Annotated in this window: 14 protein-coding genes; 4 read left to right on the top strand and 10 right to left on the bottom strand. The window is 62.3% G+C overall.

Annotated elements, in window-relative coordinates; all coding sequences use genetic code 11:
• Position 1: 1 nt before the first annotated feature.
• The 5 genes from DBO85_RS11525 to DBO85_RS11505 form a co-directional block, all read right to left on the bottom strand.
• Complete coding sequence (locus tag DBO85_RS11525) at positions 2–577, bottom strand: pilus assembly PilX family protein (protein ID WP_108107423.1); 576 nt, start codon at positions 575–577, stop codon at positions 2–4.
• Positions 574–1,326: a PilW family protein gene (locus tag DBO85_RS11520; RefSeq protein ID WP_158268897.1), complete on the bottom strand. Its 753-nt coding sequence runs from the start codon at positions 1,324–1,326 to the stop codon at positions 574–576. Before DBO85_RS11520 ends, DBO85_RS11525 begins: the two co-directional genes overlap by 4 nt.
• A gap of 7 nt (positions 1,327–1,333) precedes the next feature.
• Positions 1,334–1,891, bottom strand: coding sequence for a type IV pilus modification protein PilV (pilV, locus tag DBO85_RS11515; protein ID WP_108107421.1), 558 nt, complete (start codon positions 1,889–1,891; stop codon positions 1,334–1,336).
• An 11-nt stretch (positions 1,892–1,902) separates the two neighbouring features.
• Complete coding sequence (locus DBO85_RS11510) at positions 1,903–2,460, bottom strand: GspH/FimT family pseudopilin (RefSeq protein ID WP_158268894.1); 558 nt, start codon at positions 2,458–2,460, stop codon at positions 1,903–1,905.
• A gap of 81 nt (positions 2,461–2,541) precedes the next feature.
• Positions 2,542–3,054, bottom strand: coding sequence for a GspH/FimT family pseudopilin (locus DBO85_RS11505; protein ID WP_158268893.1), 513 nt, complete (start codon positions 3,052–3,054; stop codon positions 2,542–2,544).
• Positions 3,055–3,141: 87 nt separating this feature from the next.
• Between DBO85_RS11505 and thiO the strand changes: the two genes are divergently transcribed.
• Positions 3,142–4,239: a glycine oxidase ThiO gene (gene thiO / locus DBO85_RS11500; RefSeq protein WP_108107419.1), complete on the top strand. Its 1,098-nt coding sequence runs from the start codon at positions 3,142–3,144 to the stop codon at positions 4,237–4,239.
• Positions 4,240–4,340: 101 nt separating this feature from the next.
• Here thiO and DBO85_RS11495 read toward each other — a convergent pair whose 3' ends face one another.
• The 4 genes from DBO85_RS11495 to DBO85_RS11480 form a co-directional block, all read right to left on the bottom strand.
• Positions 4,341–5,678, bottom strand: coding sequence for a sigma-54-dependent transcriptional regulator (locus tag DBO85_RS11495; RefSeq protein WP_108107418.1), 1,338 nt, complete (start codon positions 5,676–5,678; stop codon positions 4,341–4,343).
• A 2-nt stretch (positions 5,679–5,680) separates the two neighbouring features.
• Positions 5,681–7,273: a sensor histidine kinase gene (locus tag DBO85_RS11490; protein WP_108107417.1), complete on the bottom strand. Its 1,593-nt coding sequence runs from the start codon at positions 7,271–7,273 to the stop codon at positions 5,681–5,683.
• The gene (locus DBO85_RS11485) at positions 7,270–7,500 is read right to left on the bottom strand and encodes a PP0621 family protein (RefSeq protein ID WP_108107416.1); all 231 of its coding nucleotides are present in this window, start codon (positions 7,498–7,500) and stop codon (positions 7,270–7,272) included. Before DBO85_RS11485 ends, DBO85_RS11490 begins: the two co-directional genes overlap by 4 nt.
• A 111-nt stretch (positions 7,501–7,611) precedes the next feature.
• Positions 7,612–8,616 (bottom strand): outer membrane protein assembly factor BamD, encoded by a 1,005-nt coding sequence (locus tag DBO85_RS11480; RefSeq protein WP_108107415.1) that lies wholly within the window; start codon positions 8,614–8,616, stop codon positions 7,612–7,614.
• 144 nt (positions 8,617–8,760) lie between these two features.
• Here DBO85_RS11480 and rluD point away from each other — a divergent pair, with 144 nt between their 5' ends.
• The 3 genes from rluD (at position 8,761) to clpB (ending at position 13,189) form a co-directional block, all read left to right on the top strand.
• On the top strand, positions 8,761–9,732 hold the full coding sequence (rluD, locus tag DBO85_RS11475; protein WP_177429761.1) for a 23S rRNA pseudouridine(1911/1915/1917) synthase RluD: 972 nt from the start codon (positions 8,761–8,763) through the stop codon (positions 9,730–9,732).
• Positions 9,729–10,454 (top strand): peptidoglycan editing factor PgeF, encoded by a 726-nt coding sequence (gene pgeF, locus DBO85_RS11470; RefSeq protein ID WP_108107414.1) that lies wholly within the window; start codon positions 9,729–9,731, stop codon positions 10,452–10,454. Before rluD ends, pgeF begins: the two co-directional genes overlap by 4 nt.
• A 170-nt stretch (positions 10,455–10,624) precedes the next feature.
• Positions 10,625–13,189: an ATP-dependent chaperone ClpB gene (gene clpB / locus DBO85_RS11465; protein ID WP_108107413.1), complete on the top strand. Its 2,565-nt coding sequence runs from the start codon at positions 10,625–10,627 to the stop codon at positions 13,187–13,189.
• Positions 13,190–13,367: 178 nt separating this feature from the next.
• Here clpB and DBO85_RS11460 read toward each other — a convergent pair whose 3' ends face one another.
• Positions 13,368–13,700, bottom strand: coding sequence for a PilZ domain-containing protein (locus DBO85_RS11460; RefSeq protein WP_108107412.1), 333 nt, complete (start codon positions 13,698–13,700; stop codon positions 13,368–13,370).
• Positions 13,701–13,706: the final 6 nt, after the last annotated feature.

Below are 13,706 nucleotides of genomic sequence, written 5' to 3'. Positions count from 1 at the left end.
GTCAGTAGCGCTGCACGGCGGCAGATTGCAGAGTGGTCATCATGCGCGTCGAGCGACCCTGCGAAGCCGCGTTGACCTGGTAGTAGTAAGGCCCGACGCCCTTGCTGCGCTCTTCGGTATCCGATACCTCCACGTTGCCAAGCGAGTTGGCCGGGTCGAAGCCGAGGAAGGCGACATTCCAGCGCGGCTGACTGGCTATGCGCGCGAGAGTGGTGGTGTTGGCGGTAGAGCCTTCGTAGGCGCGTGCGTTGGCGGCAGTGGTCCACCAGTTCCAGTTGTTGGAAGGCACACTGGCAACGGGCTCAGTCAGTACGCAGAGGTCCGTCGGGCCTGCAGCCGCGCAGTCGGCAGTGGTTGCAGGTGGTCCGACATGTTCGGCCAGTCGAGTTTCCCCTTCGCGCAGCCCTGATTCTGCGCCATTAAAGGCAGTACGGCTGTCGCGCAAATTACCGACCACTCGTTCCTCGAGGGATACCTCGCGCATGCTGGAAATGGCCAGCAAGGTGATGATGAGCAGCAGAATCAAACTGATGATCAGGGTCGCGCCGTGCTGGCGCCGAGAGGCGAGCGCTGTCATGGGGCTATGTTCCTCAGAGTAGTGGTGCCTTGCACTGACTTGTACAGCTTGCGATCTGCTGGAGTGACTGCGGCCATATTGGTCAGTGGGAAGTTGTAGCTGTCTGCCTCGAGCGCAACCTGGTCCGACTGGCTCTCGTGCAGGGTCGCATAGCGCACCGCTACCACAGAGCCGGTATTGGCGAGGGTGTCAGCCGCCGACAGATAGGCATTGGCGATACGGTCCGCGTCTCGATCCACGCCGAACTCGAAAACGATCTGATTGATCCCCGTGATCAGTGTTGCCGCAGGTCCGCCGTTGACATGACAGTTGAGTTCGCCTGCCGCCGTCTTCTCCATGCGTATGGTGACCGGATCGTTGTTGGGAAGCAGATTGCCGTGGCAGTCGAGTTCGGTGTTGCTGGCGCGCTGATAGCGGAAACAGACGCCTTGAGCATTTGCGGTGGGCTTGGCGATTTCTCCCGCACTGAAGTCACCGCAGCCGGTGACAGTGATCGCCGGGAAGGCCAGTTCGCGGCTATCCTGGATAACCCGACGGTAGCCTGCCTTGCGCAACTCCTGTTCGAGAAGCAGCAGCGAGAAACGACTGTTTTCCTGATTGGCTGACTGATTCTGCTGGAAGATGTAGTTGCGCTTGTTGTCGATGTATATCTGGGTCACGCCGAGTATCAGGAAGCTGCTGATTGCCAGGGCAATCAGCATTTCCACCATCGACAGGCCACGCTGACGGGTATTGAAGTGGGTATGCATTTTCACCTCAGGGCTCGAAGCTGATCTGGTAGAACTCGCGGGAGTTGGCATCGTCCGCCTCCGGTGCGTTTTCGGTGGTGCGGCTGATCCAGGCGATCTGGATCTTGATGGCCGAGCCCAGGTTGTCACAGGCTGCGGTGGCCGGGGTGCTGTCCCGGCAGATGATGTACGCAGCGTTGAGCGTCGCGTCATCCACTGGCAGGCTGTTGCGAACCTGAATGACCCACTGCACCAGGTGGTCCGTCGCCATCTGGTTGGCATCGCAGCCGGGGGCTGTTCGGCAGGCGGCGACGCCCGTTGTGGGGAAGGTGGCAGCAGGAGCCTTGTAGTAGTTGCTGTTGCTGCGAACGCCGCTGGCATCCACCACGGCATCACGATTGCTACGAATCTGCTCGACTAGATCGTCTGCCAGCATTGCGGCTGTATTGCGCTGGGCGGAGTCCTGAGTGAACTGTATGGTGCGACCTTGCATGGCGACCAGACCGAGCACGCCGATACTGATGATGACGATCGCAACCAGAACTTCGATCAGGCTGAAGCCTGCGTGTTGGGTATTGTTGGGCATCGGTCGTTCTCTCATGGCGTGCAAACAGTCGGGGCGGTGGCAGGCATGGCAATCCTGCCGCTGGGCTCGAGTGTCAGGCTGCGACCACGATCAGGCTGATTGTCCGGGCAGACGATGATGCTTGAGGCGCCGGTAATCGCCAGGGTGCCGTTGGGGCGGAAGGAAATCCATTCCTCTACCCTCGCGTCGCCTATCGCGGTAAGGGTGACGTTGTTCATTCCCTCATGGAAACGCAGTTCTTCGTCGTCGCCTGGGGCGGGAGGGCTCGAAGGAGGAACAAAGGCGCGATTGGCCGTCTGGTTGCCGCTGACGTATATCCGTATCTGCTGGTCCCAGCGTCCGTCTGTACCGGAGAGGTTTTCCACTGTAACGATGCGGTTGCGAACCACTGCTTCGCTGCGCGCGAACTGCAACTGTGCCAGTAGCTCTTCAGTCGCACCCTGTGCCCGGTTGGCCTGCACCAGTCTTTGGAAGTTGGGTATGGCCACACCCGCGACAATCGCAAGGAGCGTCATGATTATGAGCAGCTCGATCAGCGAGAAACCGCTGGCCTTGTATGGATGGGACATGGAGCCTCCTTTTTGCATGCACTAGCATTCTGGATGTTCATCCGCTGAGCTGTCGTCGCGTCGCGGATGAGCGGAGGCAAGCTAGGGATAACCGGTCTGGCATGGGTTTCGCTCTGTGTTCTGGGTCACTTTTTCCTGGCGTAAGCGTCCCTGGCGGTTGAGTACCAGACTCCATAGGGGCTCTCCGTTCGGACTGCAAATCTCAAAGCGTCCGTTGCTTTTAGGGGTTGTGCCATTCGGTAAATAGACGATCTCGGAGCTGAAGCCTTTCCAGGCCAGTCCGGAGCGGTCACTCCGGTGGCCGACCAGGACGTGGGCACTTTGTTGGTCTCGTGCCAGCCAACCGTGTTTCCAGCTGCCATCACATTTCAAGCCATCTGAGGAGCCGCACACCTCTACCGCGGTGGCGTGAGTAACCGCGTGAGCTCTAGCACTTTGCAGGTGGGCGGCAAGTAGTTCTTTTTGCTTGTCTGCCTGCGCTCGGTCAAGCAGGCCAGCGAGGTTAGGCAGCATAATGGCGCTGCTGATGCTGATCAGGATCGTTACCGTGATTGCATCGAGCAGAGTGAACCCGCGTTCACGACGAATGTTCATCTGAGTATCCCTACGTTGTTTGTAAGCGCCTTCCTGGCGCAGGGAATCAGTAAAGTATTTTTCGCGGTTTTGGCAAACGAGGTCGCAATGACTGACACGCTGGTCATCGGCGGTGGCGTTATCGGTTTGATGACGGCCTATCATCTGGCGCGAGAAGGGCGTCGTATCGTTCTGGTGGAAAAGTCCGACACCGGACGAGAGGCGTCCTGGGCTGGGGGCGGCATCGTTTCTCCTCTCTACCCGTGGCGCTACAGTTCGCCAGTGCAGGCTTTGGCGCGCTGGTCTGCAGGTTTCTACGGGGAGTTCTGCGCGCAGCTTGAGCTGGAAACGGGCATTGATCCCGAGCACCAGGTTACCGGTCTTTACTGGCTGGACATGGAGGATGAGGACCAGGCGCTTACCTGGGCGCGACGGGAGGGATGCGAGTTGCAGAGTCTGCTCGCGGACAGGGTTCGAGCTCGCATTGAGGGTCTGGGAAGGCAATACCACCATGCGTTGTACATGCCGGGCGTCGCGAATGTGCGTAACCCACGGTTGCTGCAATCGCTACGCGCCGCATTGCAGGCAAACCCTCTGGTTGAGTTGCGGGAGCAGGCGGAGGCGCAGGAGCTGTTGGTTCGCTCCGGTCGCATTGCTGGTGTGCGCGTTGCGGGGGAAATTCTGAATTGTGATGCGGTAGTGCTCGCGGCGGGGGCCTGGAGCGCTGGGTTGATGCCGCCGCTGGAGGCCGGGGGGCTCCCAGTCGAGCCGGTCAAGGGACAGATGATTCTCTACAGGTGCGCGCCTGACTTTTTGCCGAGCATGATCCTGGCGGGACGACGCTATGCGATTCCACGTCGTGACGGGCATGTGCTGGTAGGGAGCACCTTGGAGCATCTGGGATTCGACAAGTCACCTAGCCAGGAAGCGCTACAGAGCCTGCGCAAAACCGCCGAGGAGTTGCTGCCTGCACTGGCTGATGCGCCGATTGCAGGGCACTGGGCGGGGTTGCGTCCGGGTTCTCCGGAGGGCATCCCCTTCATTGGCGAAGTGCCGGGCGTGGAGGGGCTCTGGTTGAACTGCGGGCACTATCGCAACGGGTTGGTGATGGCGCCTGCGTCCTGTCGGCTGCTGGTCGATCTGATGCTTGGGCGCGCGCCTATCGTGGATCCCGCGCCATATTCGCCGGCAGGGCGGCTCGGCTAGCTCGCAAGCATTCGTAGGGGGAGGGGCGCGTAGAGTGGCGGGCGCTTGTGTCGATCGCTCCTAACCTTCAGGCGCTGGCCACAGGCCAGGTGCGCCAGGTTTCAGTCGATACCCAGCTTCTTCAGGCGATAGCGCATCGAGCGGAACGACAGACCCAAGCGCTGCGCCGCAGCTGTGCGGTTCCAGCGGGTTTCTTCCAGCGCCTGCATGATCAGCTTGCGCTCGATGCTTTCCAGGTGATCCTCGAGGTTATCGATATTGACCAGGCTGGCATCCTCGCCATTCGCGGCGCAGGGCGCTTCGCTCAGACGCAGGTCGATTGCCTGGATCACGTCCGCCTCACACAGCGTATAGGCGCGCTCCAGCATGTTCTCCAGCTCGCGGACGTTGCCGGGGAAGCGGTAGCTCTTGAGCTTATCCAGGGCTTCCGGCGCTAGGCGAGCAGGGCTCTGGGCTGAGCCGGAAAGGCGCTCCAGCATGGCTGTGGCCAGTTGCTGGATGTCTTCGCGGCGCTCGCGCAACGGCGGGACTCGTAGCTCGATGACATTGAGTCGGTAGTAGAGGTCCTGGCGGAAACGCTCCGCTGCCACTTCCGCGGCAAGGTCCTTGTGGGTAGCGCAGAGGATGCGTACATCGACCACTACTTCCTGCTGTCCGCCAACCGGACGAATCGCCTTCTCCTGTATTGCGCGCAGCAGCTTGACCTGCATTGCCAGCGGCAGGTCGGCAACCTCGTCGAGAAACAGCGTTCCGCCATTGGCTGCCTGGAACAGGCCCTGCTTGTCTTCGATTGCGCCGGTGAAGCTGCCCTTGCGGTGGCCGAAGAACTCGCTTTCCATCAGCTCGCTGGGAATCGCGCCGCAGTTGACTGGAACAAAGGGCTGCTCGGAGCGCGGTCCCTGTTCGTGAATCAGGCGGGCGACCAGCTCCTTTCCGCTGCCCGATTCGCCGCTGATGTAGACCGGCGCCTGGCTGCGCGCCAGTTTGCCGATCTGGGAGCGCAGTGCGCGCATCGGTGGTGAGTCGCCAAGCAGACGGCTGTCGACAGCACCCGGCTCGCTGGCCTTGTCGCTCAGGCGCAGCGCGCTGTTGACCAGCTCCCGCAGGCGCGCCAGATCCACTGGCTTGGTGACGAAGTCGAATGCGCCAGCCTTGAGCGCATTGACCGCGGTATCCAGGCTTCCATAGGCGGTGATCATCGCCACCGGGGTCTGCGGATAGCGCTGCTGGATATGTTGAACCAGATCCAGGCCGCTGCCGTCCGGCAGGCGCATGTCGGTCAGGCACAGGTCGAATGACTCCTTCGCCAGCCAGTCACGCGCCTCTTTCAGATTGCGCGCGTTGCGGGTGTCCAGTTTCATCCGTCCGAGCGTGATCTCGAGGAGTTCGCGAATGTCGGGTTCGTCGTCAACGATCAGGGCTCTTTGCCGGGCAGTCATGGTCAGCTCAATTTGCGCGGGTGGGCGAAGGTGATGCGGAAGCAGCTGCCGCCGCCTTCGCGTGGTTTGTAATCCAGGCGAGCCTGGTTGCTCTCACACAGCTCACGGGAAATATACAGACCCAGGCCGGTGCCCTTGCTGTCGGTAGTGTAGAACGGCTCGAAAATCTCCTGGGCCTGGTCTGGCGGAACGCCAGGACCGTCGTCGAGGATCTCGAGCACCGGCAGGTCGCTTTCCGCATCGCGGAACAGTTTCAGCCAGACTTGCCCGGTGCCGTTCTTGCGCATGCTGTAGCGCATGCCGTTTTCGACCAGATTGGTCAATACCTGGGTCAGCTGATGCGGGTCCATTCGGGTCTGCAGGGTGCCACTGCTGGTTTCCAGGTGCAGTTGCTGGTCTGCGCTGGCATTCAGACGAAACTCGCTGCCGAAACGGTGCATCCAGTATTTCAGGTCCAGAAGCTGAGGCTCGGCCTGGCGGCGCCGCGAGAGTTGCAGAACGTTCTCTATCACCAGATTCATGCGCCGCGAGTGATCCTGGATGATCTGCGCCAGGCGCTTGTCGTGACCATCGAGCTCCTCCGACTCCTGTAGCAGTTGCGCCGCATGGCTGATCGCGCCCAGCGGGTTGCGGATCTCGTGGGCTATGCCGGCGGTGAGGCGCCCCAGCGAAGCCAGCTTGAGTTGCTGGGCGTGCTGCGCGACCTGGGAAATGTCATCGAGAAAGACCAGGGTGTCGTTCTTCTCGCCGCGCTGCAGGATGGCGAAACTGGGCTGCAGCACCGGGCCATCAGGTATTGCCTGCAGGCTGGCAGGGCGCAGGGTGGGGTTGTGCAGCCACTGTTGCAGGCGCTTGATCAGCTCCGGGCAGATGGGGTCGAGCAGTACGCCCGACGTCAGCTCCCTGCCTAGTAATGCCTGGGTCGCGGGATTGGCCAGCAACGCGCGGTGTTGGGCGTCGAGCACCAGAATGCCGGTGCGCATGCGCTGCAGGATAAGACTGTTGAGTGCCTCCAGGTTGGCGACGTCCGCTGCGCGTTGCGCAGCCAGGACTTCACTCGCCTGTACGCGGCGGGTGAGTCCCTGGACGAACAGCGCGGCAGCGAAGCATAGAGCGCCGAATGCGCCGGCCTGGACGAACTGCGCGGTGGCCGCAGGGCGATCCAGGCTGAGATAGAAGGTCAGATAGATCAGGCCGATGGCCGCCATGGCCGCTATCAGCAAGCCGATCCGACCACGGAGCAGGATATTGGCAATGGCCACCGATACGATCAGCAGCGTGCCGATGCCGCTCGGCGTGCCTCCGGCGCTGTAGAACAGGCTCGAGAGCAGGATTATGTCGATCAGCGCCAGGCTGAACACCTGCACCGGATGCTTCGGACTGCGTACCAGAAAGGCGAACAGTACATTGATCGCCAGGTAAACCCAGCTGCCGGACTGGAACAGCCCGGCATGTGCCAGGTCGAGCAGTTCTCCGTCCAGATTGCTGGAAACCAGCAGGACGAATATCGTGCCTATGGCTACGCGATAGAGATTGTACAGCCGTAGGATGCGTTGGCTCTGGGGAGCGCTGAGACTGAGTATCTCGGTGTTCACGGGCGCTTCGGGCCTTGCTCGAGATGCAGGCGGCTGCAGTACCAGCGCTCTTCACTGGACAAGGCTTCCGATGCCGGAACATGAATGCCGCAGTGAGCGCAACGCACCATCGGCGGCGCCTCGGAGGTATTGCGTGGCGCGTCGGGTCGCGGTTTGACGAGGCGGCGCCACAGCCAGATGGCGACCACGATGAGGGCGATCCAGAAAAGCAGGCGAAACAGTCCCATGGGATTCCCTTTGCCACAGAGTAGGCTGTCGGTTCAGCCTCGGCGCCGAGGATGGCGTTCGGTGCGAGTTCTCGGTCGGATGACGCGGGGCCTAGACCCCGCGCGTCTGTCTCAATCGAACAGGCCGAAGGTCATGCGGCTCCACCAGGAGCGGTCAGCACTTTCACTGCTGTCCTCGACCTCTGCGTGCTCCGCGTCCGGTTGCAGTTCGCTTGGGATTTGCGACTTGGCTTCCTGATACTGGCGCTGTACATCCAGATTGGCGCGGGTCTGGCCCGGTGGCAGCGGCGTGTCGGTCTCGATCAGGCCCAGCGTGGCGCGTGCCAGCCAGGAGCGGCCGTCGCTTTCCTTCTCGCGTGGCACGAACTCGCCCTTGACCAGCGAAGCATGCTCGGGATAGTTCAGGCGCAGGGTTTCCAGGGCCGCATTAGCCGGTTCGGTCAGGGTCAGGCGCTGGTAGGCTTCGACCATTATCGCCAGGCCGTCACCAACCGACGGGGTTTCCTGGAAGTTCTCCACCACGTAGCGGCCACGGTTGGCGGCGGCGACGTAGGCCTGGCGCTGCAGGTAATAATGTCCGACGTGCACTTCGTAGGCTGCCAGCAGATTGCGCAGATAGATCATGCGCGCCTTCGCATCGGGAGCGTAACGGCTCTGGGGGAAGCGGGTGGTGAGCTGGGAAAATTCGTTGAACGAGTCGCGCGCGGCGCCAGGGTCTCGCTTGGTCAGATCCAGTGGCAGGAAGCGTGCTACCAGGCCGCGGTCCTGGTCGAAGGATGCCAGGCCGCGCAGGTAGTAGGCGTAATCGACGTCCGGATGCTGCGGGTGCAGACGGATGAAGCGCTCGGCGGAGGACTTGGCGGCTTCCGGCTCGACGTTCTTGTAGTAGGCGTAGATCAGCTCCAGCTGCGCCTGCTCGGCGTAGCGGCCGAACGGATAGCGTGATTCCAGTGCGCGCAGCTTGCTGATTGCGCTGGTATAGCTCTTGTTGTTCAGGTCCGTCTGGGCCTGCTGATACAGCGCATCCTCGCCGAGGTTCTCGTCGACCACGTCATTGGAGGAGCAGGCGGCGGTGAGAGCGAGGGTGGCGATCAACAGCAGGTGTTTCACTTGCATGGCGGTGCGTCCCTGTGACGGCGGCCTGTCGTGGCCTGGACCGTCCTGTTATGATGTGGGCCCCCGATCCAGCGGGGCAAAGACGCCGTATTTAACCACAAGCGTGCGGCTGAAACCAAAGCCCCCGCCCCTCCGTAGCCAAGCATGCATCCGATCACCAAGAACGCCATCCAGCTCAGTGCAGACGTGCCCTATGAAATGGGCGGACAGCGCCTGGATCAGGTCGCCGCGCAGTTGTTTCCCGAGTACTCCCGCTCGCGCCTGTCAGGCTGGATCAAGGACGGCCGTCTACAGGTCGACGGCCAGAGTCTGCGGCCGCGCGATACCGTGCACGGCGGTAGCCGTCTGGTGCTCGAGGCCGAACAGGAGGCGCAGGGCGAATGGGTGGCGCAGGACATCGATCTGGACATCGTCTACGAGGATGAGCAGATCCTAGTGCTGAACAAGCCGGCGGGGCTGGTGGTGCATCCGGCGGCCGGCCACCAGGACGGTACCCTGCTCAACGCACTGCTGCACCGCGTCCCCGATCTGGTCAACATTCCGCGGGCCGGCATCGTGCATCGCCTGGACAAGGACACCACCGGCCTGATGGTGGTGGCCAAGACTCTCCAGGCGCAGACCAAGCTGGTCGAGCAACTGCAGGCTCGCACCGTCAGCCGCATCTACGAGGCCATCGTGGTGGGTGTGGTTACCGCTGGCGGAACCATCGATGCACCCATCGGCCGCCACGGCCAGCAGCGTCAGCGGATGGCGGTGATGGATGGCGGCAAGCCGGCCGTGAGCCACTATCGGGTGCTCGAGCGGTTTCGCTCACACACCCACGTGCGGGTCAAGCTCGAGACCGGCCGTACCCACCAGATTCGTGTGCACATGGCGCATGTCGGTTTTCCGCTGGTGGGCGATCCGGCCTACGGCGGTCGTTTCCGCATCCCTCCTGCGGCAAGTGCCACGCTGGTCGACACCATCAAGAACTTCCCCCGCCAGGCGCTGCATGCGCGCTTTCTCGAGCTCGATCATCCGCTCACCGGGCAGCGGATGAAGTGGGAGGCGCCACTGCCGGATGATCTGGTCTGGGTCCTGACGCTGCTGCGTCAGGACAGTGACGCTTTCCAGTGAGCCTTCCCGGGTTCGCTCCGCAGTGGCCGGCACCGGCCAACGTGCGGGCCTGGGTCACTACCTGTGACCAGGGCTCTGGAAATGGCCCGTTTGGCAGCTTCAACCTCGCGCTCCATGTCGGTGATCAGTCGCAAGCGGTGCTGGAGAATCGCCGTCGTCTGACAGCGCACCTCGGCTGCGAAGCGGCCTGGCTGAATCAGGTTCACGGCATCAATGTCGCCTCCGCCGATCCGTCAACGGTTGCCGACGCCGATGCTAGCTGGACCGACCGGTCCGGGGTCGCCTGCGCCGTGCTGACGGCGGACTGTCTGCCGCTGCTGTTCTGTGATCGGGCGGGAACGCGGGTGGCGGCGGCTCATGCGGGCTGGCGTGGGCTTGCCGCCGGCGTGATCGAAGCGAGCCTCGACGCCCTCGCACTGCCCGCTGAGCAGGTGCTGGTCTGGCTCGGACCTGCCATCAGCCCCCAGGTATTCGAAGTCGGAGCAGAGGTCCGCGACGCATTCTGTGTCGAGCAGGCGCAGGCGAGTCAGGTTTTCCTGCCCAGTCAGCGTCCCGGTCACTATCTTGCGGACATCTATGCGCTGGCTCGTCTGCGCCTGGCGCGTGCCGGCGTACAGGCGGTCTATGGCGGTGGTTTCTGCACGGTCAGCGACACCCGTTTCTACTCCTTCCGGCGTCAGCCGCAAACCGGGCGCTTCGCCAGTCTGGTCTGGTTGCAATAGCGGCTAGTGGCCTGGCCTGTGCGGGTCGGCGCGCGCTGCGACTGACGCTCGTCAATGCCGCCGCTCTTGAATAGTCAACAATCATCCTTATCTATGCTGCATCTCGCAGGTTCTCTGTACAGGTGCGATCCATTGCGCCGGCCTGCCTTCTCGAAGAGGAACGTCCGTCCATGCGTATCGATCGATTGACCAGCAAATTGCAACTCGCCCTTTCCGACGCTCAGTCCGTAGCCGTCGGCCTTGATCACTCTGCCATAGAGCCCCTGCACCTGATGCAGGCGTTGCTCGAGCAGCAAGGCGGATCCATCAAGCCGCTGCTGATGCAGGTAGGGTTCGACCTGGCGAGCTTGCGCCAGGCCATTACCAAGGAGCTGGATACCCTGCCCAAGCTGCAGAACCCCACTGGTGATGTGAACCTGTCGCAGGATCTGGCTCGCCTGCTCAATCAGGCTGATCGCCTGGCGCAGCAGAAGGGTGACCAGTTCATCTCCAGTGAGCTGGTGCTGCTCGCCGCACTGGATGAGAACACCCGACTGGGCAAACTCCTGCTTGCCCAGGGCGTTTCGCGCAAGGCGCTGGAAAATGCAGTCTCGAACCTGCGCGGCGGCGCTGCGGTAAATGACCCGAACGCCGAGGAGTCGCGCCAGGCGCTGGACAAGTACACCGTCGACATGACCAAGCGCGCCGAGGAAGGCAAGCTCGACCCGGTGATCGGTCGGGATGACGAGATTCGTCGCACCATCCAGGTCCTGCAGCGGCGTACCAAGAACAACCCCGTGCTGATCGGCGAACCAGGTGTCGGCAAGACGGCGATCGTTGAAGGCCTGGCGCAGCGCATCATCAATGGCGAAGTGCCGGACGGCCTCAAGGACAAGCGTCTGCTGGCTCTGGACATGGGTTCGCTGATCGCCGGCGCCAAGTTCCGCGGCGAGTTCGAGGAGCGCCTCAAGGCTGTGCTCAATGAGCTGGGCAAGCAGGAAGGGCGCGTAATCCTGTTCATCGACGAGCTGCACACCATGGTCGGCGCGGGCAAGGCCGAAGGTGCGATGGACGCCGGCAACATGCTCAAGCCGGCATTGGCGCGCGGCGAGTTGCACTGCGTTGGCGCCACCACGCTGGATGAGTATCGCCAGTACATCGAAAAAGACGCTGCGCTGGAGCGGCGCTTCCAGAAGGTTCTGGTGGAGGAGCCCAACGAGGAGGACACCATCGCCATCCTGCGCGGCCTCAAGGAGCGCTACGAGGTGCATCACGGTGTAACCATCACCGATGGAGCGATCATCGCCGCGGCCAAGCTGAGCCATCGCTACATCACCGACCGCCAGTTGCCGGACAAGGCCATCGACCTGATCGACGAGGCGGCCAGTCGCATTCGCATGGAAATCGACTCCAAGCCCGAGGCGCTCGATCGCCTCGAACGACGCCTGATCCAGTTGAAGATCGAGCGCGAGGCGTTGAAGAAGGAGGAGGATGAGGCCACCCGAAAGCGCTTGGCCAAGCTTGAGGAGGACATTGCCAAGCTGGAGAAGGAGTACGCCGATCTGGAGGAAATCTGGAAGTCGGAGAAGGCCGAGGTGCAGGGCTCCGCGCAGATCCAGCAGCGTATCGAGCAGGCGCGTAGCGAGCTTGAGCTGGCGCGTCGCAAGGGTGATCTGAACCGCATGGCCGAGCTGCAGTACGGGGTTATTCCCGACCTCGAACGCAGCCTGCAGATGGTCGATCAGCATGGCAAGCCGGAAAACCAGCTGCTGCGCAACAAGGTGACCGATGAGGAGATCGCCGAGGTGGTTTCCAAGTGGACCGGGATCCCGGTCTCGAAGATGCTCGAAGGCGAGCGCGACAAACTGCTCAAGATGGAGGACATGCTGCACCAGCGGGTGATCGGCCAGCACGAGGCGGTGGTTGCGGTAGCCAACGCGGTGCGTCGTTCGCGCGCGGGGCTCGCCGATCCGAATCGGCCAGGCGGCTCCTTTCTCTTTCTTGGCCCTACAGGCGTGGGCAAGACCGAGCTGTGCAAGGCGCTGGCCGAGTTTCTCTTCGATACCGAAGAAGCGCTGGTGCGTATCGATATGTCCGAGTTCATGGAGAAGCACTCGGTCGCCCGCCTGATCGGAGCGCCGCCAGGCTATGTGGGGTATGAGGAGGGCGGCTACCTGACCGAGGCGGTGCGTCGCAAACCCTACTCGGTCGTGCTGATGGATGAGGTCGAAAAGGCCCATCCGGATGTATTCAACGTGCTGCTGCAGGTATTGGAAGATGGCCGCCTGACCGACAGCCATGGGCGTACCGTGGACTTCAAGAACACTGTCGTGGTCATGACCTCCAATCTGGGGTCGGCACAGATCCAGGAGCTGGTAGGCGATCGTGAGGCGCAGTACGCCGCGGTAATGGACGCGGTCAGCGTTCACTTCCGGCCGGAATTCATCAATCGCATCGACGAGGTGGTGGTGTTCGAGCCGCTCGCTCGCGAACAGATTGCCGGCATTGCCAAGATTCAGCTGCAGCGTCTGTCCACGCGGCTAGCTGAGCGCGACCTTTCGCTGGAGCTGAGCCCTGAGGCGTTGGATAAGCTGGTTGCCATTGGCTACGACCCGGTTTACGGCGCGCGGCCGCTCAAGCGGGCCATCCAGCGCTGGATCGAGAATCCTCTGGCGCAGCAGATTCTGTCTGGCCAGTTTCTGCCTGGGGTGACCATTCAGGCCCGGTTGGAGGGCGACGAGATCGTCTTCAGCTGAATTGGCTGGTTCGACTCCGTTGCAGCAGTGGCAATGGAGTTCGAGCCGTCGAGCGGCGAGGTGGCTGGATTGTCGTTGGGCGATGTTCGCGCAGAGAGTGCGAGCGGATCACTTCAGGCGGCCCTGAACGAGCTGCCGCCGGTTGGTCCGGGCACCGTTGTGTCCTTGCTAGATGGTGCTAGAGATGGCCGAGTAGGCGCTGCAGGGCGGCCGCCTGATCTTCGGCCATGTCGATGATGTGATAGCCCGCCCAGCAGTGTTGGCCGTCCGCCCCCGGGCGACTCCACAGGCAGTCGGCTGCGAAGATGATGTTTTCGACGCCGACCAGTGGCTCCGCAGACTGGAGGCGACACTCGATAACCTGATCCGCTTCCAGCGGGCTTTCGCTGAACAGCATGAAGCCGTCCAGGGACAGATCTGCGAGGCGTCCCAGGCGCATGCCGGAGTGTCGTTCGAACAGCTCCAGCTGCAGCTGTGTAGCCTGGCGAGGATGGCGCCTGCGTTCTTCCATGCTCAG

Source organism: Pseudomonas mangrovi (genome assembly GCF_003052585.1).
GTDB classification, from domain to species: Bacteria; Pseudomonadota; Gammaproteobacteria; order Pseudomonadales; family Pseudomonadaceae; genus Aquipseudomonas; species Aquipseudomonas mangrovi.
The sequence above is the reverse complement of the archived record's forward strand: the minus strand, read 5'-3'. Positions and strand labels throughout refer to the sequence as shown.